The organism is Erythrobacter sp. (assembly GCF_038133525.1).
GTDB lineage: Bacteria > Pseudomonadota > Alphaproteobacteria > Sphingomonadales > Sphingomonadaceae > Qipengyuania.
Window position 1 is genome coordinate 18,483 of record NZ_JAYPTL010000031.1, and the last position, 20,749, is coordinate 39,231.

Annotated in this window: 21 protein-coding genes and 1 pseudogene; 11 read left to right on the forward strand and 11 right to left on the reverse strand. The window is 62.7% G+C overall.

The annotated features are described in order from the left end of the window. The first annotated feature begins 79 nt into the window (after window positions 1-79). From AAFM29_RS09840 to AAFM29_RS09855, 4 genes are all read left to right on the forward strand, one after another. Window positions 80-790 carry an SDR family oxidoreductase gene (locus AAFM29_RS09840; RefSeq protein WP_341712628.1) on the forward strand — a complete coding sequence of 237 codons (711 nt, stop codon included), beginning with the start codon at window positions 80-82 and terminating at the stop codon, window positions 788-790. Next, the gene (gene bla, locus AAFM29_RS09845) at window positions 780-1,679 is read left to right on the forward strand and encodes a subclass B3 metallo-beta-lactamase (RefSeq protein ID WP_341712629.1); all 900 of its coding nucleotides are present in this window, start codon (window positions 780-782) and stop codon (window positions 1,677-1,679) included. Before AAFM29_RS09840 ends, bla begins: the two co-directional genes overlap by 11 nt. Next, the gene (locus AAFM29_RS09850; RefSeq protein ID WP_341712630.1) at window positions 1,676-2,578 is read left to right on the forward strand and encodes a 50S ribosomal protein L11 methyltransferase; all 903 of its coding nucleotides are present in this window, start codon (window positions 1,676-1,678) and stop codon (window positions 2,576-2,578) included. Before bla ends, AAFM29_RS09850 begins: the two co-directional genes overlap by 4 nt. Before the next feature lie 96 nt (window positions 2,579-2,674). Then, on the forward strand, window positions 2,675-3,241 hold the full coding sequence (locus AAFM29_RS09855; RefSeq protein WP_341712631.1) for a DUF2061 domain-containing protein: 567 nt from the start codon (window positions 2,675-2,677) through the stop codon (window positions 3,239-3,241). Here AAFM29_RS09855 and AAFM29_RS09860 read toward each other — a convergent pair. Continuing rightward, window positions 3,238-4,707, reverse strand: a complete 1,470-nt coding sequence (locus AAFM29_RS09860; RefSeq protein ID WP_341712632.1) for an FAD-binding protein — start codon at window positions 4,705-4,707, stop codon at window positions 3,238-3,240. The genes AAFM29_RS09855 and AAFM29_RS09860 overlap by 4 nt on opposite strands. Window positions 4,708-4,837: 130 nt before the next feature. Between AAFM29_RS09860 and AAFM29_RS09865 the strand changes: the two genes are divergently transcribed. Continuing rightward, window positions 4,838-5,851, forward strand: a complete 1,014-nt coding sequence (locus tag AAFM29_RS09865; RefSeq protein ID WP_341712633.1) for a helix-turn-helix domain-containing protein — start codon at window positions 4,838-4,840, stop codon at window positions 5,849-5,851. Window positions 5,852-5,964: 113 nt separating this feature from the next. Further along, window positions 5,965-6,864 carry a sterol desaturase family protein gene (locus tag AAFM29_RS09870; protein ID WP_341712634.1) on the forward strand — a complete coding sequence of 300 codons (900 nt, stop codon included), beginning with the start codon at window positions 5,965-5,967 and terminating at the stop codon, window positions 6,862-6,864. A gap of 26 nt (window positions 6,865-6,890) precedes the next feature. Here the strand turns inward: AAFM29_RS09870 and AAFM29_RS09875 are convergent, their stop codons facing one another. The 3 genes from AAFM29_RS09875 to ligA are packed head-to-tail and all read right to left on the reverse strand — an operon-like array spanning window position 6,891 to window position 10,278. Further along, on the reverse strand, window positions 6,891-7,379 hold the full coding sequence (locus tag AAFM29_RS09875; protein WP_341712635.1) for a CinA family protein: 489 nt from the start codon (window positions 7,377-7,379) through the stop codon (window positions 6,891-6,893). Beyond that, window positions 7,376-8,185, reverse strand: a complete 810-nt coding sequence (locus AAFM29_RS09880; RefSeq protein ID WP_341712636.1) for a c-type cytochrome — start codon at window positions 8,183-8,185, stop codon at window positions 7,376-7,378. Before AAFM29_RS09880 ends, AAFM29_RS09875 begins: the two co-directional genes overlap by 4 nt. A gap of 11 nt (window positions 8,186-8,196) precedes the next feature. Next, entirely contained in the window at window positions 8,197-10,278 is a 2,082-nt protein-coding gene (ligA, locus tag AAFM29_RS09885; RefSeq protein WP_341712637.1) for an NAD-dependent DNA ligase LigA, read from the reverse strand. Window positions 10,279-10,355: 77 nt separating this feature from the next. Here ligA and AAFM29_RS09890 point away from each other — a divergent pair, with 77 nt between their 5' ends. Then, on the forward strand, window positions 10,356-10,847 hold the full coding sequence (locus AAFM29_RS09890) for a DUF2165 domain-containing protein (protein WP_341712638.1): 492 nt from the start codon (window positions 10,356-10,358) through the stop codon (window positions 10,845-10,847). A 7-nt stretch (window positions 10,848-10,854) separates the two neighbouring features. On the opposite strand, the gene AAFM29_RS09895 is transcribed toward AAFM29_RS09890, so the two are convergent. Next, window positions 10,855-11,250, reverse strand: a complete 396-nt coding sequence (locus AAFM29_RS09895) for a putative quinol monooxygenase (RefSeq protein WP_341712639.1) — start codon at window positions 11,248-11,250, stop codon at window positions 10,855-10,857. Continuing rightward, window positions 11,247-12,911, reverse strand: coding sequence for a DNA repair protein RecN (recN, locus tag AAFM29_RS09900; protein WP_341712640.1), 1,665 nt, complete (start codon window positions 12,909-12,911; stop codon window positions 11,247-11,249). Before recN ends, AAFM29_RS09895 begins: the two co-directional genes overlap by 4 nt. A 238-nt stretch (window positions 12,912-13,149) precedes the next feature. Between recN and AAFM29_RS09905 the strand changes: the two genes are divergently transcribed. Next, window positions 13,150-14,340 (forward strand): diguanylate cyclase domain-containing protein, encoded by a 1,191-nt coding sequence (locus tag AAFM29_RS09905; RefSeq protein ID WP_341712641.1) that lies wholly within the window; start codon window positions 13,150-13,152, stop codon window positions 14,338-14,340. Here the strand turns inward: AAFM29_RS09905 and AAFM29_RS09910 are convergent. Continuing rightward, entirely contained in the window at window positions 14,327-15,136 is an 810-nt protein-coding gene (locus AAFM29_RS09910; protein ID WP_341712642.1) for an outer membrane protein assembly factor BamD, read from the reverse strand. The genes AAFM29_RS09905 and AAFM29_RS09910 overlap by 14 nt on opposite strands. A 164-nt stretch (window positions 15,137-15,300) precedes the next feature. On the opposite strand from AAFM29_RS09910, the gene AAFM29_RS09915 reads away from it, so the two are divergent. After that, window positions 15,301-15,468: a Flp family type IVb pilin gene (locus AAFM29_RS09915; RefSeq protein ID WP_341712643.1), complete on the forward strand. Its 168-nt coding sequence runs from the start codon at window positions 15,301-15,303 to the stop codon at window positions 15,466-15,468. Between the two features lie 24 nt (window positions 15,469-15,492). Here AAFM29_RS09915 and AAFM29_RS09920 read toward each other — a convergent pair whose 3' ends face one another. The 3 genes from AAFM29_RS09920 to proB form a co-directional block, all read right to left on the reverse strand. Then, the gene (locus AAFM29_RS09920; protein WP_341712644.1) at window positions 15,493-16,488 is read right to left on the reverse strand and encodes a TerC family protein; all 996 of its coding nucleotides are present in this window, start codon (window positions 16,486-16,488) and stop codon (window positions 15,493-15,495) included. A 108-nt stretch (window positions 16,489-16,596) separates the two neighbouring features. Then, complete coding sequence (locus AAFM29_RS09925) at window positions 16,597-16,770, reverse strand: hypothetical protein (protein WP_341712645.1); 174 nt, start codon at window positions 16,768-16,770, stop codon at window positions 16,597-16,599. 234 nt (window positions 16,771-17,004) lie between these two features. Next, window positions 17,005-18,135: a glutamate 5-kinase gene (gene proB, locus AAFM29_RS09930; protein ID WP_341712646.1), complete on the reverse strand. Its 1,131-nt coding sequence runs from the start codon at window positions 18,133-18,135 to the stop codon at window positions 17,005-17,007. A 198-nt stretch (window positions 18,136-18,333) separates the two neighbouring features. Between proB and AAFM29_RS09935 the strand changes: the two genes are divergently transcribed. Both AAFM29_RS09935 and AAFM29_RS09940 read left to right on the forward strand, forming a co-directional pair. Further along, a complete protein-coding gene (locus AAFM29_RS09935; protein ID WP_341712647.1) occupies window positions 18,334-19,101 on the forward strand; it encodes a pyrroline-5-carboxylate reductase in 768 nt (255 codons plus the stop codon). 21 nt (window positions 19,102-19,122) lie between these two features. After that, window positions 19,123-20,388 carry a glutamate-5-semialdehyde dehydrogenase gene (locus AAFM29_RS09940; RefSeq protein ID WP_341712648.1) on the forward strand — a complete coding sequence of 422 codons (1,266 nt, stop codon included), beginning with the start codon at window positions 19,123-19,125 and terminating at the stop codon, window positions 20,386-20,388. Window positions 20,389-20,493: 105 nt separating this feature from the next. On the opposite strand, the pseudogene AAFM29_RS09945 reads toward AAFM29_RS09940, so the two are convergent. Beyond that, window positions 20,494-20,749: pseudogene (locus tag AAFM29_RS09945) on the reverse strand (arachidonate 15-lipoxygenase); the annotation flags it as partial.

Genomic DNA, 20,749 nt, shown 5'->3' on the forward strand with positions numbered 1-20,749 from the left:
GCCTTCCCTTAGCGAAGATGACGCGCCGTGCAAGGCAGGCGGCCTCGACAAAGCCTGCAAATTTTCGAATAGCGCATTCATGACAAGCATCCTTCTCACTGGTTCGTCGCGCGGGATTGGCGCGGCAGCCAAGGCAGCGCTCGAAGTGCGCGGCGCCGAGGTCATCGGCCAGGCGACTCGCAGTACGGCGATCGATACGGTTCCCGCCGATTTCTCCGATCCCGGTGCGCCGCAGGAATTATGGGAAGCTGCGCTTGCCCGGGCCGGCGGTACGATTGACGTGCTCGTCAACAATGCCGGCATGTTCGTGGCCAGCCCACTCGATTCGTCGGACATCGAATGGCTCGATGCCTGGGAAGAAACGATGCGGATCAACCTGACCGCCGCCGCCCAGCTCAGCCGCTTCGCGGTGCGGCACTGGCAACAACGCGGAACCGGTGGCCGCATCGTCCATGTTGCCAGCCGCGCCGGGCACCGCGGCGATTCCCCGGCTCACTGGCACTATGCCGCGAGCAAGGGCGGTATGCTGGCGATGCACAAGACCATCGCCCGGCAGTATGCGGCCGAAGGTATCCTCAGCTTCGCGATCACACCCGGATTCACCGATACGGCCATGGCGGGCGATTATCTCGCCAGCCGCGGCGGCCCTGGCCTGCTCGCAGACATTCCGCTCGGCCGCGTTGCAGCCCCGGAAGAGATAGCCGAAGCGATCGCATGGTGCGCACTCGATGCCCCGCCCAGCCTGACGGGCGCCACGCTCGACCTCAATGGAGCTAGCTATGTACGCTAAGCTGCTACCCCTCTTCGCGCTGGCCGCATGCGCCACCGCACCGGCACCCATTGAAGAAGATGCCAAACCGGCCACCGCCATGTGCGAGTGGGCTGAAAGCTGCGCCGACTTCGACGAGTGGGACAAGCCTGCCCCGCCGTTCCAAATCTATGGGTCGACCTGGTATGTCGGGACCTGCGGCATTTCATCCATACTGGTGACCAATGCGCAGGGTCACTTCCTGATCGATAGCGGCACAGACAAAGGCGCCGAGATTGTCCTCGCCAACATTCGTACTCTCGGCTTCGATCCGAGGGATGTGAAGCTGATCCTGATGAGTCATGAGCACTTCGACCACGTTGGAGGAATGGCACGATTGCAGGCCGCAACCGGCGCGACAATCGTCGCGAGCCCGGAAGCGGCTGCGGTACTGCGCAGTGGCCTGCCGGGAGCAGGCGATCCACAAGCTCAATCGGGTCATCCACCCTTCCCGCCCGTGATCGGTCCAATCGCAATAATCGAGGAACAGCTACCTCAAATCATCGCGGATCGAGAGATGATCCCCATTTTCACGCCCGGTCATACACTCGGTGCGACCAGTTGGACCTGGCGCAGCTGCGAAGATGCGGGGTGCCGGTCGATCGTCTATGTCGACAGCCTCAATCCCATCAGTTCGGACGGGTATCGCTTCAGCGACCATTCCGACCTGCTGCGCGCTTTCCGAAAGGGCACAGCCGACGTCGGCGCGCTCGATTGCGATATCGTGCTCGCGCCACATCCCAGCGCCGCGAATATGCGCAGCCGGCTACTGGGCGAGGCGCCGCTGATCGACCGTCAGGGCTGCAGGAAGTATACGGATGCAGTCACCGCGCGCCTCGACAAGCGGCTGGCGGATGAGGCCGCGCAATGACCGCTTGGAAGATCCTGGCCGAATGCTCGAAGGACGAAGCGCGGGCGGCGCTTGTCGCGCATGAAGAAGCACTCGATTTCCCGCTCGACTGGGTGGTCACGGGCATGGAGGTGGCCGACCATCTGCCAGATGACTGGACATTCGAGGTCTATCTCGACCGCAAGCCGACCGCCGCCGATATTCGCCGCGTGGCCGCCCTTTTCGCAGGCGACCCGCCTGCTCTGCGCAGCGAGAAACTGCCCGACACCGACTGGGTGACCGAAAGCCAGAAAGGCGTCGAGCCGATCCGTGCGGGTCGTTTCCACGTTAGAACGCCCGAGCATGCGCCCGACCCCGAATTAGTCGATTTCGTCATCCCGGCGAGCCAGGCTTTCGGGACCGGCCAGCATGCTACCACCGCGGGCTGCCTTGCGATGCTGGACTTGATGCGGCGCGAGGGCGTGATCGCCCGGAACATTTCCGATATCGGTACGGGTACCGGCCTGCTGGCATTCGCCGCGCTCCATCTCTGGCCGCGTGCCTTGGCGACAGCATCGGATATCGATCCGGTTTGCGCAGGCGTGGTTGCCGATAATGCCGCGCTCAACGATATCCCGCTGGGCGCGCGTTCGGGCGAACTGACGATGGTGATTGCAGACGGCATGGCCCATCAGCTGCTGCAGGCGCGCGGGCCGTACGACCTGTTCATTGCCAATATTCTTGCCGGCCCTTTGGTCGAACTCGCGGCGAGCTTTTCCGGTGCAATTCCGCCGGGCGGAAACCTGCTGCTCGCAGGCCTGCTCGAAACGCAGGAAGCGCGCGTGCGGCGCGCATACCGCAAACACGGCTTTCGCCTGGCGCGGCGCCTGGTCAACGGAGACTGGTCGATTTTGTGGTTACGAAAGAGCCCCGTACGCTGAAATTTGCGCCTCCCCCTGCGGTTACACTAGGCGATCTTGTTCATCTGGCAGCAATTTTTGTAGACAGTTTCCGGCGCCACCCGGTATTTTGCCCGAATGCGTGAAGCAGCCGAGCCGCCGATTTTCGGACCTGAAAGCCCCGCACTGGCGCCCAGCCATTTCCCACGGGTCACGCGTAGCAGGCACCTGGCCAAGGCCGTGTCGTGGCGTATCGTCGGGTCGATCGACACGCTCGTACTGTCATTCCTGCTGATCACGTTCGTAGGGCCACTCTTTGGTCTGGAGCATGATCGCGGCGAAGCGATCAAGGCCGCAAGCACCATCGCAGTGACCGAAGTGGCCACCAAAATGCTGCTTTATTACCTACATGAGCACGGCTGGGAGAAGCTGCGCTGGGGGATCGTGCTGAAGGGCCAGCGCCGCACCGAAAGCTATCGACGCTCGACCACCAAGACGGCAACCTGGCGCGTACTCGCCTCGCTCGACACGATGGTGCTGGCCTGGATATTCACCGGCAACATCGCCACCGCTGTATCGATCGGCGGGATGGAGGTTTTCACCAAGCTGGCGCTCTATTTCGTTCACGAGCGTGTTTGGTCCCGATTACCCTTCGGAGTCGTCTCGCCGGCCCCGACGGACGACCCCGAAACTGCCGCAGCCTAGTTTATCAGCCCTGAGTCGGCGGCGGCATGCCCTGCCAGCGGCCTGCCCACATCGAGGAAAGCACGCACCCGTTCGCTGAACATCAACGATTTCTGCGGGTAATGTGTGCGATGGATGTCCATCAAGCGGGCCAGTTCGGCCTGCCCGAGTGAATCGCGGAACTCCGGCATCAGCGCACTCTTGCCAAAGTGAGGGCGCGCGGTCGGTTCATATTGCAGCACCAGCCTTTGCAGCCGCTCGAGCCAGGCATAGTCGCGCGGATCTGCGAAGAGATCGATTGCCGCCACCGGCTCGCGGTGGTTCGCGCCGAACACCAGGGGCGTCGTTCCGGTCAATTCGCGAACCGAGATGATCCCCTTGAGATAAAACCCCAGGTCACGCAGATCATCGGCCTCACGCATGATGAACTTCACCACCGCGGGTGCCTTTTCCAGCGGCACGAAGAAGGCGAGGTTGTAGCCCGTGAACGTGGTCGAGAAACAGCCACGCAGGATGTTCGGCGGGCGGTCGCTGACGAGACCGGGCGTCGGATCATAAAGATAATCCATGTCGCGCGGGTCGGTCTCTATCTGGTCGCGCCGGACGATATTCAGCTTGTTGAGCAGGCGCTGGAGGGGACGGCGCATGGGTGGAATCCACTTGTCCAGCCATTGGTAGCGACCGATGATCCAGTTCGCGAAGGGTGCAAGCAGGCCGCCGCCCTTGCGCACATTGGCCTTGCGGGGCGCCGCGTGGCTCGGTGCAAGGGTGTGCAGCATCATCACCGGGTCTTCGGGATCGGTGTAGGGTAGTACCGCCCAGTTGGAAGCAATCGTTCCCTGCTGGAGTTCGCGCAGCTTGGACAGGCGATTGATATGGCTGGTCGAAATGAAGGACTCGATCGGCACGGTCTCGATCTGCAGTTCGATAATCGGGGCGATCGTCCCGAAGGACAGTGCGACATAGGGAAAATCCGCATCGCCACGCTTCAAGGTGATGGGCCGCCCTTCCCCGTCAAGGAAGGTCAGCGCCACCACCGCATCGGCCATCACCCCGCGTTCCCCGAAACCATGGGTTCCAGTCGCAAGAGCACCGACCACCGTCTGCGCCATGTAATTGCCTGAATTGATCAGACGCCGATCGTGAGTGAGCAGGAATTCCTTGAGCTCGCGGACAGACACAGATGCGCCGACAGTGGCGACCCCTGTCGCCGGGTCATAGGCGGTTTGCTTCAGCCCGCCTTCGCTCATGATCATGGCGTTGACGCCGGGCACCACCTGCACCCCGTTGTAGGAGTGCGATTTGCCCACGCAGCTATAGAGCCCCTGCACCATATCGCCGGCCAGCTTTCCGGCATCGGTCGGTATGCGGGCATTGGCCTCCCCACGGAAAACGTGGATCCATGAATAGATCCGGCGCGGCCCTTCATGCCCTTCCGCTCGCGCGATTGCCCGTTGCTGCCGAATGCGCCTGACTGTCCGAAACATGACCCAACCCCCTTATTTCCCTAGCTTTCCCTAGCGAGAATGCCTTCGGTATGCGAGGATAGAAACGACATGACATTGCGTGATGTATTAGGCTAGGTCTGGCCTCATGTTGGTCCAATGGGACATTGCGTTGCGCCTGATCGCGCTCGGGGTCGCCACACTTCTACTCTTCATGGTTTTGACCGGAGATGTCCGGCGGCAACTTCGTATTGCGCTCTGCGGATTACTTGTTGGTTCTGGCTGCTACTTGCTTAATTCCTCCCCGCTGATGGTTCAGGGAAGTCCAAACCGACCGTTTATCGACCTCGTTTCGCTCTTCACGCCTTTCTTTGCCTGGCAAGTCGCCCTCCATCTTTTCGAACGCGAGCCGCACTGGCGCACTACAACTGCTGCCAGCCTGGCACTTCTGTCTGGTTGGTTCATCGGCTACTTCTTGCTTCCTGCGGGCAACGTAGGATTCTACATTATTCACTTGGTCGCATTGGTCTTGATCGCAGACCTTTTGCGCAACGCCTATGCTGGTCGGTCCGACGATCTCATTGAGAAGCGGCGCGCATTGCGGCTTTGGCTGCCATTGCTCGTCGCGGGTCAGGCTGGCGGGGTGCTGCTTTACGAACTCATCACTGGTGTCGGCAGCGGTAATCACGATCCAAGAATCGAAATCATAAACGTGGCCTTGATCCTCGCGCTCTTGCTGTTTGCGGGCAGCGCGTTGCTGCAGACCGACCCTGAGTTACTGGTGGAAACGGTTCGCGAACCACGCATGGAACGATCCGCACATGAGCTGAGTCCGTCGGAAATCGTTCTCAAGGCGCAGCTCGAGCAGACGATGACGGAAGGATTCTGGCGCACCGAGGGGTTGACTATCGCCACACTGGCCGCGCGTCTCGACACGCCCGAACATCGCCTGCGCGCGCTGATCAACCGACGACTTGGCTATCGCAATTTCTCGGCCTTCCTCAACATGCACCGCATTGCCGAGGCTAAGGCGATCCTGGCCGATCGCGACCGCGTCGATTTGCCGGTGCTGACCATTGCGATGGATCTGGGCTACAATTCGCTGCCCACCTTCAACCGCGCCTTCCGCGAGCTAACCGGCCAGACTCCCACGGATTTTCGCCGGGTCGCAATCGGTCAAAACTGAAAAAAGCGGAACTATTCCGGAATTGACCGACATTTTTCGCAGCTGTGCAGAGCAGCCGATCACAATCCGCCAGACCATGCTCAGGGACTACACCTCAAGCATGAGTCACAATGATGGAACACACGAGCACAGAGTTCTGGATCGGACGCATCCAGGAGCATTTCGTAAACGTCTTCACCTTCGACCTTGGCCGCTATCTGATCGCGGCCAGCGCATTGTCGCTGCTGCTCTGGCTTGCCGGAAGCTGGGCTGAAGCCCGGCGCATACAGAAACGCCGCGCCAGCCGCGCGGACTATATTCGCGAGGTCACCTCGTCCTTCCGCACGGTCTTCTTCTTTGCGTTGACCGGTCTCACCACGGTCCTGCTGGTCGAAGGCGGCATTATTACCGTCTTCGAAGGCACTTACGGGCCGGGGCAATTCCTGCTGCAGCTGGTTGCGATAACCATCGCCCATGATGCCTATTTCTACTGGATGCATCGCGCGCTGCACCACCGCAAGCTGTTCCGTGCCACCCACCTGCACCACCACAAGTCGCGCACGCCCACGCCCTGGGCGGCCTACAGCTTTTCGGCCTGGGAGGGTGTGACCGAAGCGGCCTTCATGCCCCTGTTCCTGCTCGCTACCTCGCTGATGGGCATCGCCTATATCGACTTCGCGATCTTCATATTCCTCGCATGGATGATCCTGCGCAACGTTATCGGCCATGCCGGAATAGAAGTGCACCCGGCCGGGTGGGTCGATACGCGCTGGCTCGACTGGCTAACCACCACCACCCACCATGACCTGCACCATAGCGAGGGACGCCACAATTTCGGCCTCTACTTCACTTGGTGGGACCGCTGGATGGGCACCGAGCATCCGCGCTACAAGGAAGAATTCCGCAAGGTCGCGAAGCCGCTGGTAACCTTCGCCCGTCCCGCAGAGGTGGTTTCGATAGCCACGATGGCGACCTTTGCCACCCTTGCCACCTTGGCCAGCAGCATTGGCGCCCTGGATGCGCTGGCTCTGTGAGCAGAGCCCGTTCCCGACCGAATGAGCTAGGCCAGCACCTCTTCGAGAAAGCCCAGGGCGGCGCGCGTGAAAGCCTCCATATTGGCGATCCGCGCGTCGCTCCCGGTTTCGGTGACGCGGGTCCATTCACCCTGTGGCCCGACCACTGCGACGCAGCTGCGGCCCGCAGGCGCACCGCTCGGATGGCTCGATCCACCGACCGATCCGCTCTCCGCAATCCCCCATTGCGCACCGAAATTGTCGCGGATCGCGCGCGCCTGGAGCAGCGCATAGTCCTCGCTCGCGCCGCGCATCCCGGCATAGGCATCACGCGGCAAGGCGAACAGGGCATCGCGAGCGCGGAAGGAATAGACCACCCCGCCCCCCACGAAGAAATCGAGCGCACCGGGCACCGTCAGCAGGCTCGCGGCAATCATCCCGCCAGTCGCGCCATCGGCGACAGCGATCTTCTCGCCCCGCGCGCGCAGCAAGGCGGCGATGCGCAAGGCCTGTGGGTGGAGTTCCTCCAGCGTCATTTTTCACTCCCCGCGAGCGCCACGATATAGCCGCGCACTGCTTCGACTTCGTCGTCGGTCAGGTTGACGAAGCGGCTGCGCGCCACTTCGCTCATCAAGCCGACCTCCCGATTGCCGGCCGCTATGCCGCTGTGCATCAGCTTGGTGAAGTCGGCCGGTTCATAGGCTGGGACCATCATCGTCAGGTCAGGTCTGGGCTTGTCGCCCGGGAACGGCGGTGTACCACCTTTCAGATCGAGGCCGTGGCACTCCGCACAAGTCGCCCGCACTATATAGCGGCCCAGCGCACGCTGCGGTCCGAGAACGGGCGGCACCGATGCATCAGCTTCGGCAACTTCCCGCGCCGATGATTTGTAGGTGCCGTCCTTCATCATCTCCTGCAATTCGGGTCCGAAGGTCGGTTCTGGATGGACGTCCCCACCCACGGGCTTGCTGCGGATGAAGGCGATGATCGCCGCAAGATCGACCGGTTCAAGTTGGGTGAAAATATGCGAAGGCATGCCGTGCAATTCGCGCCCCGGCTTGCGACCGGTTGTGATCATTGCGACCAGTTCGGCATCGCTGTGCTGCGCGGCGCTGCGGGTGAGATTCGCGGTCCACAGGACGCCCAGCTCATCGCTCCAGTCGGTACCGCGCAAATCCTTGCCGTGACAGCCGCTGCATCCGAGCACTGCGGCGACCCGTTCGCCATGGGCCGCATCCTCGATGGAAAGGCGATCAAATACGGCTGTGGGAGCGGCTTCGCCTGCCGAACAGGCAGCAAGCGCCAGACAGGCCGCACCCACCAACCACGCCATCCCCCGCATTGTACATCCCCCTAACCCGCTGCCTTGACGATCTCCGCCCAGGCCGCTTCGTCGATCACTTCTATGCCGAGTTCGGCCGCCTTCTTGAGCTTGCTCCCCGCCCCCGGTCCTGCAACCACAAGGTCGGTCTTGGCGCTCACCGATCCTGCTGCCTTGGCGCCCAGCCGCTCAGCCTGCGCCTTGGCCTCGTCACGGCTCATGGTTTCGAGCTTGCCGGTGAAGACCACGGTCTTGCCTGCGACGGCGCTGTCCTTCGTCTCGACAATGTAAGGCGGTGGAGTCACTTCGCTGAGCAGATCGTCCCATACGGCGCGATTGTGCTCTTCGTGGAAGAAATCGCCGAGCGCCTCGACCACCGCACCGCCGATGCCATCGATACTGGTCAAAGCCGCTAATGCCTCGGCTTCCCCCGCATGCGCATTCTCGGCGGTTGCACGCAGCACGGGCAGTTCGTGGAAGTTCTTCATCAGGTCGCGCGCGGTCACCGCGCCGACGTGGCGGATACCGAGACCGAACAGCAGCCGCGCCGCATCGGGGGTCCGTTTGGACTCGATACTGGCGAGGAGGTTGTCGACCGATTTTTCCTGCCAGCCCTCGCGCCCGATCAGGTCATTGCGATGGTCACGCAGGCGGAAAATGTCGGGCGGCCCCCTGTCGAGCCAACCCAATTCCATGAACTCGGCGATGCTCTTTTCGCCCAGGCCCTCGATGTCGAGCGCCGCGCGGCTGACAAAATGCCTCAGCCGTTCGAATTGCTGCGCCTTGCAGATCAGCCCGCCGGTGCAGCGCACGTCGACCTCACCGTCTTCGGCCACAGCCTCGCTGCCGCACACCGGGCAGTGGTCGGGGAAGACGAAGCGCTCGCGCTCCACATCGCGCGTCAGGTTCTCGACCACTTGCGGGATCACGTCGCCCGCGCGCTGGATCACGATGCGATCGCCGGGGCGAACGCCCAGCCGCCCGATCTCGTCGCGGTTGTGCAGTGTGACGTTGGTCACCGTCACCCCGCCGACCAGTACCGGAGCAAGACGGCCCACCGGGGTCAGCTTCCCCGTGCGGCCAACCTGGATGTCGATCGCCTCCAGCGTGGTTTCCGCGCGCTCGGCGGGGAATTTGTGCGCCAGCGCCCAGCGCGGCGCCTTGGCGACGAAACCAAGCCGCTGCTGCCAGTCGAGCCGGTCGACCTTGTAAACCACCCCGTCGATTTCATAGGGCAGATCGGGCCGGGCCTTGCCGATCGCCGCATAGCGCGAGAGGAGGCCTTCGACCCCGTCGACCTGCGTAAACTGCGGCGAGATCGGAAAACCCCAAGCGCGCAGGATCTCGACCATGCCGTGCTGCGTGGTCGCCGGTATGTCCGAGGCTGCACCCCAGCCATGCGCCCAGAAGCGCAATGGGCGCTGCGCCGTGACATTGGCATCCTTCTGCCGCAGCGATCCGGCTGCAGCATTTCGCGGGTTGGCGAAGAGCTTTCCGCCCACCTCTTGCTTCGCTGCGTTGAGCGCAGCAAAAGCCTGTTTTTCCATGTAGACTTCGCCGCGAACCTCGAAAATCTCGGGTGCGTTTCCGCGCAGCATTTTGGGGATGTCGACAATGTGCTGGACATTCGCCGTCACGTCTTCACCGACCTGGCCATCGCCGCGCGTCGCCGCGCGCACCAGCACGCCATTCTCGTATCGCAGAGAACAGGACAGGCCATCGATCTTGTCCTCCGCGGTGAAGGCGATCGCCTCGTCTTCGGGAAGGGCCAGGAAGCGCCGCACGCGCGCCACCCACTCCTCGACCTCTTCGGCGGAAAAGGCGTTGTCGAGGCTCATCATGCGAACCTCATGCGTCACCTTGCTCAGCGGCGAGGCGGCAATCGCGAAGCCGACCTTGCGCGATGGACTGTCATCGCGAACGAGATGCGGGAACGCCGCCTCGATCGCGGCATTGCGTCGCACCAGCGCATCATATTCGGGATCGGTGATCTCGGGCGTGTCTTCGGCGTGATAGAGCCGGTCGTGATAGGCGATCTGCTTGGCCAGCCGCATCAGCTCATTGGCGGCATCGGCTTCGGTCATGTCCACAGGGGCAGTTTGGTCGATTCCCATGGCACAGGCTATGCATGAGCCGGGGCGGCACGGAAAGTGCCGACCATCGAGGTCGCACAATCGGAAGGGGGAAGCCGATGATCGACCGCAATCTCAAGATTCTCACCAGCCTGATCATCGGGTCGATGGCCCTGGTCTATGTCGCGCATAATCTCGCCAACCTCGGCGCGGCCTATGAGTTCTTTGTCTATGTGACGAGCCACCAGGGACAGGAAGCCTACCCCGTAACGCTGTTCCCCGTGCCGCACCCGGGATTGGTAGTCGCGGCCATGGCGCTGGTGTTCGGGCTGGAACTCGCCGCCGGTATCTTCTGCATCCGCGGTGCATGGGCCATGTGGCGGGCGCGCAGCGGCAAGACCGAGGCATTCCAGGAGGCAAAGCGTTGGGCCAAGATCGGCCTCGGCTGCGCCATCGCCAATTGGTGGGGCCTGTTCCAGGTGATCGCCGTGGCGGGATATCAGCTGTGGCAGATGCCCAATGGCCAGGGACCGGACCATGGTTCGTGGGTATTCGGCGCGATGGCGATGCTGACGCTGATCTACCTCAGCCAGCGCGAGGGTGAGACCTGATCGGAAGTTAGACCGTGCCCATACCGAGCGGACGCGTTTCGACGCGCGTACCGAAACCAGCGATCAGCGGCCGCCCCTTGGCAATCGCTTTCTGCACCGAGGGGAGCGACAGGCTGGCGGCGTGATCGTCCTTCGAACGCCAGACCTCGGTAATCCAGATGCTGTCGGGATCGGCCAGGTCTTCGGCGATGATATAGGCGAGATTGCCAGGCATCGCCTGCGTGCCTTCCATCAGGTAGCCGATCAGTTCGGCCCGCTTGCCCGGCGCGGCCTTCATCTGGCCGACGATCCCGTAGAGTTCTTTCATTGCCTCGGTACCTTCCGTCGTCGTGGTGCAAGCCGCCAGCAGTGCCACGGCAGAAAATCCGACGAACTCACGCCGGTCGAACAGGACGCCTGTCAAACCCCCTCCAGCAGCCGGTCCGCCTGCGCTCGCGCCTCTGGCGTAACTTCGGCACCGCTGAGCATGCGGGCGATCTCTTCCTGCCGCCCGGCCTCGTCGAGCAGCACCACGCCGGTGCGGGTCACCGTGCCCTCTGACGACTTCGCGATCATGTAATGCGTGCGCCCGCGCGCGGCGACCTGCGGTGAGTGGGTCACCGCGAGCAGTTGCCCGTCCGCCGCCAGCCGCGCGAGGCGTTCGCCGATCGCGCTCGCCACCGCGCCGCCCACACCGCGGTCGATTTCGTCGAAGATCACCGTCGCCGCCCCGCCCTGCTCGGCCAAGGCGACCTTGAGCGCGAGGATGAAGCGCGACAGTTCGCCGCCGCTGGCGATCTTGTTGAGAGGTGCAAAATCCGCGCCTGGGTTGGTTGCGATGAGGAATTCGACCGTGTCGATGCCATGCGCACCCCAGCGCTCCTCCGGCTGCTCGGTCACTGCCGTGCGGAAGCGCGCGGCATCGAGCTTGAGCGGGGCGAGTTCGCGCGCGACCGCCTCGTCGAGCCGCAGCGCCGCGGCCACACGGTTGGCGTGCAGCGCTTCCGCTTCGGCGCGATAGCGTTGACCGGCATCCTTGGCCGCCGCCTCGAGCGCGTCGAGTTCTGCCTCACCGCCTTCGATGGTCTCAAGCGCCTTGCGGAATTCGCGCATCTTCTCGGGCAATTCGTCGACTTCGCAGCGATGCTTGCGGGCAAGCGCGCGCAAGTCGAACAGCCGCGTCTCCGCCGCTTCCAGCGCCTGCGGGTCATACTCCAGCGCCTCAGCAGCCGCCTGCAGCTTGTCCTCCGCCTCCCCCGCCTCGATGACCGCGCGATCGAGCGCGGCCAGCGCCTCCGCCAACAGCGGATGTTCTGGCGCGATCCGGTCGAGCCTGCGCGCAGCAACACGCAGCGATGCAAGCGGCGAGTCCGAGCCTTCCCAGATATGCCGCAGTTCCTCGAGATCGCCCGAGAGCTTCTCGCCCTTCTGCATCGAGGCGCGCGTTTCCGCGAGCCGGGCCTCTTCGCCCGCCTGCGGCTCGAGCGCGGTCAGCTCGGCGAGATGCGCGAGCAGCAGGTCCTGATCGGCCTTGGCGGTTTCCACCGCCTCGCGCGCCTCGGCCAGCCGCTCTTCGGCACCGCGCCATTTGCGCCAGTATTCCTCGACTCGCCCCGCCTCGGCGCCGGCATAACGATCGAGCAGTGCCCGGTGCCCGCGCGGATTGACCAGGCCGCGATCATCGTGCTGGCCGTGCAATTCGACCAGGAACGGTGCGAGTTCGCGCAGTAGGCCGGCGCTGACCGACTGGTCGTTGACGAAGGCCTTGCTCTTGCCGTCGGCCTTGAGCTGGCGACGCAGGATCAGCGGTTCGCCGTCCTCGATCTCGATATCGGCATCTTCAAGCAATTCTGCGATGGCGGCCGGCAGCACCGCGAATTCGAAACTGGCAGTGACCCCAGCCTTGTCTTCACCCGCGCGCACCAGCCCGCTGTCCGCGCGATTGCCCAGCACCAGGCCCAGCGCATCGAGCAGGATCGACTTGCCCGCCCCTGTTTCACCCGTCAGCACGCCGAGTCCGCGCCCGAAATCGAGCTCAAGTGCTTCGATGAGCACGATATTGCGGATGGCGAGCCGGGTCAGCATCGCCCGAATCTGTAGCGCAGCGCGCGGCGGACGTCACCGCCCGCCTGAGTTATACGAACAGATGCGCGGTGATAGCGCGCGGTCTGGAGCGGCGAGGCATCGATAGACGAGGACTTGTCGGCGCTTGTGAGCCTGCTCGTTTCGCTTGCAACGATATTGCAATGGTCCGCTTAGCACGAAAACTGCGCAAATCACCGATTAGCAGTTATTTAGATATTTCGAGTTTAATACTTGCCGCATGGCTGCGAAGGCTCAGAGCTGGCTGGATCGGGCGGTCCCCGATCTCCCCGACGCGATACGGGACGATTATTTCGTCCATGCCGCGAAGGAGCTCCAGCGCCAATCGCCCTGGCTGTTCAGGGCAATGTTCATCAATTCGATTATCGCCATGTTCGCCGGGGCGGAGGATGCACATCCCTTCGTCCGCTTTGCGCTGCCCACGGTCATGGCCTGCTATTGCGTCTTCTCCCTGTTTGCCCTGCGCAGCGACTGGAAGTTCGACGCCAAGCCGTGGCGCGCGCGGAAATTTCTCTTCGAGTCTTCGCTTTCCTCCTGTTTCGGCGCGATCATATGTACCAGCTGGTGCATCCTCAGCTGGCTTGCCGCCCCGGTCGAAGCGCGAATGCATTTCCCGATCATCCTCGTCATGGGCGGCATAGCCACCGCCTTTTGTCTCTCACACGTGAAGGTTGGGGCCGTCGTCAACCTGGTGATCGACCTGGTACCGATCTCTGTGCTCATGATCCTCTCGGGCAATCCGGCCGAGCTGGCAGCTGCGCTCAGCCTGACCCTCGCAGGCGCGTTCCAGTACATCATGATCAGCGCGAACCAGTCACGCGTGATCCAGCTGCTAACACTGCAGCAACAGGCGCGTCAGCAGGCCCATACCGATCCGCTGACCGGCCTCGCAAACCGCCGTGCCGTTTTCGACCGGTTGCGGCACCCGACGCTCGAAGGCTCGAATTGCGGGCTGATGATCATCGACATCGACCACTTCAAGGGGATCAATGACGAATGCGGGCACGAAATGGGCGATCAGGTCCTGTGCGAGATAGCGGAGATCATCGGCAGCCACGCGATCCCCGGCGTCCTGCCGGCGCGCATTGGTGGTGAGGAATTCGCCCTGCTCGGCCCGGTTGAAGATGTGACCGGGCCGCATGCGCTGGCCTTGCTGCAGGATGTCCGTACAGCTCCGATGCCACACGGCAGGCAGGTTACCGTCAGTATCGGACTGTCGGAAGGCGTGATCGCCTGCGAGGAATCATGGCGCAAGCTCTATCAACGTGCCGACGCCGCGCTCTATCGTGCAAAGAGCGAAGGGCGCAATCAGTTGTGCCAGGGCGGCCTGGATTTCGATGGCCCCTGCTCGGGAAAGCTTCTGGCGGCCGATCCGCCGCCGCCGCCAAAGGCCGTGATCAGGTCGCGCTAACGCCTTCGGCGTGCTTCTGGACCAGTCCGAACGCCTTCTCGTACCATTCGCTGCCGGGATAATTTGCCCCCAGCACCGCAGCATACTTCACCGCTTCGGCGGGCAGGCCCAGCGCCAGGCTGGTTTCCGTCAGCCGATAGAGCGCCTCGGGCACGTGGCTGGTCGTCTGATAGCTGTCGACAACATTCTGGAAACGGATCTGCGCAGCGATCCACTTGCCTGACTTCTCGTAATAGCGGCCGATTTCCATTTCCTTGCCGGCAAGGTGGTCCTGCACCAGATCGATCTTCAATCGTGCATCGGCTGCATATTGTGTTGTCGGGAACCGGCGATTGACCTCCTGCAAGGCGGTCAGCGCCTGTTCGGTCACCTTCTGGTCACGCTGAATGTCGCTGATCTGCTCGTAATAGCAAAGGCCGATCAGATAGTAGGCATACGGCGCGTCCTTGTTACCCGGATGGATCGAAAGGAAGCGCTGTGCGGCTTGGATCGCAGGATTGTATTCCTGTGCGACGTAGTTGCTGAAGGCACCCATCAATTGCGCACGGCGGGCCCAGGGCGAGTAGGGGTGCTGACGTTCGACCTCGTCGAACAAGGCCGCAGCGATCTTGGGAGCTCCGCCATCGAGGCGCCGCTTGGCCTCCGCATACAGCGTTTCGACGTCACGCGCGACGTAGGCGGTGTTCTTGAGGTTATCGCCCCCCCGGCGACTCGCGCAGCCAGCGGTCAGGACACTGGCCCCGACTACAAGGGCGGCAAGAAACAGCTTATGCTTGGAATGCGAAGGCGTCGTCATGCGGCAAGCCTATAGCCAGCACCCCGATGAACGCCAAGTGAAGTTCGCCGGGCTGTCCCCTGCCGTTCGCAGCGGACGAGCATTCACCAATGCCACAAACCCAAAACTAACCATTGGTTGGAGATAAAACGGACGAACAAAGGTTTTGGAACGGGATAAGCGCAATGACTTTCCTCACTAAGCTGATGAAAGACAGCCGCGGCGCCACGGCAATCGAATACGGCCTTATCGTGGCGCTGGTTGCCCTTGCTGCAGTCACGGCCTTGCAGAGCACAGGCACGCAACTTTCCGCAACTTTAGGTAAAGCCAGTTCGGCGATGGGTTCGGCCTGACGCAATTCTTGGAACCGGCCAAACTCAGCCCGGGGCCGGCCAATCCGGCTCCGGGTTCCCTCGCGTCTTCCACAGCGAATAGAGTACGCCCGCAGCAATCAGAGCCGCTGTAACCGCAAGGCTCAGCCAGGCCGGGAATTTGCCGCCGCTCAGCAGGAAATCGCTGACGAAGATCTTCGAACCGATAAACACCAGCACCGCAGCCAGGGCATATTTCAGATAGTGGAAGCGATGCACCATCGCCGCCAGGGCGAAATAGAGCGCGCGCAAGCCCAGGATGGCGAAGATATTGCTGGTGTAGACGATGAAGGTGTCGGTGGTGATCGCAAAGATCGCCGGCACGCTGTCGAGCGCGAACACCAGGTCCGCCAGGTTGATGACCACCAGGGCAAGGAATAGCGGGGTCGCCGCCCGCACCAGCTTGCCGGTCTTCTCGTCCTTCACCTTCACGAAGAAATGCTGGTCGTGAAGTTCGGGTGTCACCCGCATGTGGTTGCTGATGAACTTCACCGCAGGATTGTTTGCCACGTCCATGGGCTCATCGCCGGCGAAGAACATCTTGATCCCGGTGACGATGAGGAAGGCAGCGAAGATGTACAGCACCCAATAGGCTTCGGCGAGGATTGCCGCGCCGCCTGCGATCATCAGCCCGCGCAGCACGATCACCGCCAGGATCCCCCAGAGCAGCGCGCGATACTGGAACTTCGCGGGAATAGCGAAATAGGTGAAGATCAGGCTGATAACGAAGACATTGTCGATCGACAGCGCCTTCTCGATGAAGAAACCGGTGAAATAGGCCATGCCGGCCTCGCCACCCCGCTCGAACCACACCCAGGTGCCGAAGGCCATGGCCACTGCAATGTAGAAGGCAGAAAGCTTGAGGCTCTCCTTGATCCCGAGCTCGCGGTCCTCTTTGTGCAGGACCCCCAGGTCGAACACGGTAAGCAAGGCGACGATCGCAAGGAAGGCCGCCCAGAACCATGCGGGCGTGCCGAGCCAGTCGGCTGTAAGGAATTCCATCATCTTATGTCCCTGTTAACCGGCCCCTGTCCCGGGCCTTGAGTAGCCGCGGCGGCGTCGCGATGGGGGAAGCGAACCGCCGCGGCCGCGCTGGACGCGCTGACGCCATCAGGCCGTCACGGGCCGCAGCGCAATCCGGTTGAGCGCCAGCTTGGCGCGTAGCTTGAGATTGGCGAGCCGCGACAGCTCTGAGCGATCGGGGCGCAGTTTGCGCAGCTCCAGGCGCAGGCGTTCGTCGATCCGCTGGTGGATCTGGGTCAGTCGAAACATTCGGGCCGTCATCGTAGTCTCCATCGGGAAGCTAAAACGATCGGACAGCCGATACGGCCAGAGGGCTGGTAGGAGGGGGGAAAGGGGCCCGCCAGCTCGCATCGGCATGTCCGATGCGGTCCGACATCACGGGGGTCTTTCAACCACCCGCCAGAGGGGCCCGGTCCGCAAATGCAATAATGCGCATGGCGCGCTTTGGTTTCAAGTCAGGTCGGCAATTTTTCGACCAGCGGCATATGGCGTCGGTCAAACGATTGCTTCGGGGGCATCCCACAACAGGTGTCGCGTTTCGAGGGGGACCAGATTGGCGCTGCGCACGATCTCACCATGCGTGCGGTAGCCCAGCAATTGCTCCGCATCTGTTTCGGGATTGTGGGTCAAAACCCGGATCTCCTCGGATGAGAAATCGCTCAATCCGCGCGCCCTTTCGGTTCCACCCGGATCGTAGACGTGGAGCACGTCACCTCGGGTGAAATCGCCTTCCATGGAGAGCACGTCCTCGCGCCGGATGGAGCGCTGCCTGCTTGCCAGCTCATCCGCAACCGCTTCGGACACCACCAGGCTGCCAGCCATCTGCAGACGGTTGGTGATCCAGCTATCCCAACTGGATTGCGGATCGGGATGCGCGGTGATGCGAGTGGCCCTCCGTTCGCCGTCGAGCACGGTCGACAGCGGCCGATCCGCATCGCCGCGGGCGATCCAGGTGGTGCAGCCGGCCTCCTGCGCCATGTTCGCGGCCTGGAGCTTGGTGGCCATGCCGCCCGTACCCAGAAGGCTTTTGCCGCGGGTTGCCTCCATATACTGCGAGACATCGGCCACTTCGGGCACGAACTGTGCATCCGGGTCATCGGGATTGCGATCGTAGAGGCCATCGACCCCGGTCAGGATGATGAACTCCTTGGCCCCAATCATCTGCGCGACCTTGGCCGCCAGCCGATCGTTGTCGCCGACCCGGATTTCTTCGGTCGTGATGGAATCGTTTTCGTTGATGATCGGTATCACGCCCGCCTCGAGCAGCCGGTGGACCGTGTTCCGGGTATTGAGGAAACGCCGGTGATCCTCGAAATCTCCCAAGGTCAGGAGCACCTGCGCGATCTCCAGCCCGAATTCGTGCCCAACCTGGCGATAGGCGTTGAGCAGCAGTGGCATGCCGCAAGCCGCGGCGGCCTGCTTGTCGGAGACACCGGCGCTCTCTGCCGTTTCGCCGACGATGCGCAGGCCCAATGCCACCGACCCTGACGAACAGATGATGACGTTGCGCCCGGTACTGCGCAGGCGCGTGACATCTTCCATCAGGCGTTGCAGAAAGCCGAAACGCGGGGTGAGGAGGTCCTGGTTGGCCAGCAAGGCCGAACCGATTTTGACAACAATGTTCATTGAATCGATCACATTTAAATATCGGAGCGGGTTGAAATTTGTGATGCGCAATTTAGGTAGCAGCCGATCCCCGCACAACCGGGTACGTGATTAAATTTTGAATTCAAGTGTTATTCAAGTATTTAATAATATAGTTTCATTATTACTTATTCATAACTTAAATATGCTGAGGTAAATATAAAGTACTCGAATATCTTGATGGTCGGATGCGGAAAGATGGGCGGAGCTCTTCTTTCGCATTGGATGGATGGCGGTGAGGCATTCACCGTGGTCGATCCCATGCTCGATGCCGTCCCCGATGGCGCGCGCCTGGTGCGCGATCGCTCCGACCTGCCCGAAGCGCCCTTCGATGTCGTCATCGTCGCGATCAAGCCGCAGATGATCGACGAGGTGATGCCAAGCTATGCCGGCCTGTTGGCCGAGGGCGGCTATGTGCTGTCGATCGCGGCTGGCTGTTCCATCGCCCGGCTTTCGCGCCTGATGAGTGATGCACCCGTGGTTCGGGTCATGCCCAACCTCCCGGCGGCCGTGGGCAAGGGTGTCAGCGGACTATGCGCCGGGCCAGGTGCCGAGGGCGCCCCCCTCACCCATGCCCGCGACATGATGCAACGGACGGGTACGGCCGTCGTCGTCGAGAACGAGGACATGATCGACCGCGTCACCGCTGTCTCCGGCTCCGGCCCAGGCTATGTCTTCGAATTCGCCCGCGCCTATGTCGAAGCCGCCATCGCGCAGGGCTTTGCCCCGGAAGACGCGCGCGCCATGGTGCTGGGCACCATCGACGGCGCAGTCGCCATGGCCTTGGCAGACCAGGACGCCGATCTTGCCGAGCTGCGCAATTCGGTGACCAGCAAGGGCGGCACCACCGCCGCGGGCCTTGCCGCGCTCAACGGCGATGACGGGCTTTCGCAAAGGCTTCGCGAAACGCTCGAAGCCGCCTACACTCGCGCAGTCGAACTGCGCTGAACCCCGAACCCACAGATATCCATGACCGACCAGACCCCCGATCCCCGCATCCACGTCCACGAACTGGGCACCCGCGCCCGCGCCGCGGCGCGCGGACTAGCCACGGCTTCGACCGAGGCGAAGAACGCCGCGCTGCATGCCGCGGCACAAGCCCTTCGCCAGCGGACTGACGAGCTGCTCGCTGCCAATTCGCAGGACGTCGCCAGCGTCGCCGGGAGCAAGCCCGAAAGCTTCATCGACCGGCTGCGGCTGACCCCTGACCGGATCGAGGGCATGGCCACCGCTCTGGAAGACATTGCCCAGTTGCCCGATCCCGTTGGCCGCATATTGGCGACCACCGAACGGCCCAACGGCCTGGTCATCGAACGCGTCGCGGTGCCGATCGGGGTGATCGGGATGATCTATGAATCGCGCCCCAACGTCGGTGCCGATGCCAGCGCGCTGTGCCTCAAGAGCGGCAATGCGGTGATCCTGCGTGGCGGTTCGGAAAGCCGCCATTCGACCCGCGTGATCGTCGAATGCATGCAGGCGGGCCTCACCGCGGCGGGCCTTCCCCCTCATGCTGTGCAGACGATCCAGACGCCCGATCGCGAAGCGGTCACGGCGCTGCTCGAGGCGGTCGAGCATGTCGACCTGGTCATCCCGCGCGGCGGGCGTGGGCTGGTCGAGCTGGTTCGCGACCGGGCCAAGGTCCCCACCCTTCTCCACCTCGACGGCAATTGCCACACCTACGTCCACGCCAGCGCCGATCTCGACAAGGCGGCACAGGTAATCCGCAATGCCAAGCTGCGCCGCACCGGCGTGTGCGGGGCGACCGAGAGCATCGTGGTCGACCGCGCGGTGGCAAAGGATTTCATTCCTCGCCTGGCGACGATCATGGGCGACGATTGCGAGCTGCGCGGCGATGCCGAAGCCGTTGCATTCGACAGCCGCATTCTCCCCGCCAACGAGGAGGATTGGGATACCGAGTATCTCGATACCATCGCATCAGTGAAGGTAGTCGACGGGCTCGACAAAGGCATCGCCTGGGTCGATGCCCATAGCTCGCATCATACCGACGCGATCATGGCCGAAGATGCCGAAGCGGCGCGCCGCTTCATGACTTCGATCGACAGCGCCATCGTGATGCACAACGCCTCGACCCAGTTCGCCGACGGCGGCGAATTCGGCATGGGTGCCGAGATAGGCATTGCGACCGGCAAGATGCATGCGCGCGGCCCGGTGGGCCTCGAACAGCTCACCAGCTTCAAGTATCTGGTCCACGGCAGCGGGCAGCAACGCCCCTGAGATCACAACGCCGATAGGTGGGATTCTTGCAAGTCGGACAGCAGCACCTCGACACCGCGGACCGCCCACTTCGCATGAGGCGGGCGGTCCGCGGGTCGAATCAGCTCAGATGTTTGTGCTGCTCGGGATCAGACTGGGCTTGAGGAAGGGATAGGGCACGCGCCGGGTCGTGTTCTCGGCATCGATCGCAGCTTCAACCCCCGCCAGGGCCCCCTGGAAGTTGGCCAACGGCCCACTGACATTCGGATCAAGGAACCACGCGGGATAGGGCGCATCGGGCGATTTGTAGTCGCCCTGCGGGCGGAAGTAGAGCGATCCCAGCAGATAAAGCACCTTGAGCTGTTCGAGCGCGATGTCGAGC